This window comes from Polaromonas sp. P1_E3, from assembly GCF_056405935.1.
Genome location: NZ_JBFUBD010000766.1, coordinates 1 through 746, shown reverse-complemented (window position 1 = coordinate 746; position 746 = coordinate 1). Strand labels below are relative to the sequence as shown.

Annotated in this window: 2 protein-coding genes; both read left to right on the top strand. The window is 57.8% G+C overall.

Annotated elements, in window-relative coordinates; all coding sequences use genetic code 11:
* Positions 1 to 279, top strand: a 279-nt coding sequence (locus AC1D0Z_RS23405; RefSeq protein ID WP_477660510.1) for a TIM barrel protein, incomplete at its 5' end; no start/stop codon positions are given.
* 30 nt (positions 280 to 309) lie between these two features.
* A partial coding sequence (locus AC1D0Z_RS23400) for an NAD(P)-binding domain-containing protein (protein ID WP_477660509.1) occupies positions 310 to 746 on the top strand: 437 nt, incomplete at its 3' end.

Here is a 746-nt window from a genome sequence, read left to right as displayed (position 1 = left end):
GTCGGCGCCAACAATGCCTTCGTACAGTACGACATTTACCACGCGCAACGCATGGAAGGTGAAGTGGCGGCGACGATACAAAAACATTTGGCACGCATCGCTCACATCCAGTTGGCCGACAACCCGGGCCGCAACGAGCCAGGCACCGGCGAAATCAATTACGCATTTTTGTTTACGCACCTGGACCGCCTTGGCTATGGCGGCTGGATAGGTTGCGAATACAAACCAGCAAGCACGACGGATGCCGGACTGGGCTGGCGCCAACGCCTGGCAAGCTGACCCCAATCACCTCACAAGGATTACGCTTACATGACCTCCAACGCCCTGAAAATCGGCTTCGTCGGCCTCGGCATCATGGGCACGCCCATGGCCGGTCATCTGATCAAGGCCGGGCACCAGCTGTTTGTCCACACCCTCGGCAAGATACCCGACGCGATTGCCAGTGGCAGCGCCACGCAATGTGTGAATGCCAGCGGCGTGGCTGAGCGTGCTGACATTGTCTTCATCATGGTGCCCGATACACCCGATGTAGAGGCTGCGCTGTTTAACGACGACGGTATCGCAGCCGGTCTGAAGGGCTATTTCGGAGATGCAGGTAAACGCAAGGTTGTCGTCGACATGAGCTCCATCTCGCCTATAGCCACCAAAACCTTTGCACAGAAAATCAACGCACTGGGCTGCGACTACCTCGACGCACCGGTTTCCGGCGGCGAAGTCGGCGCCAAAAATGCGACGCTGTCCATCAT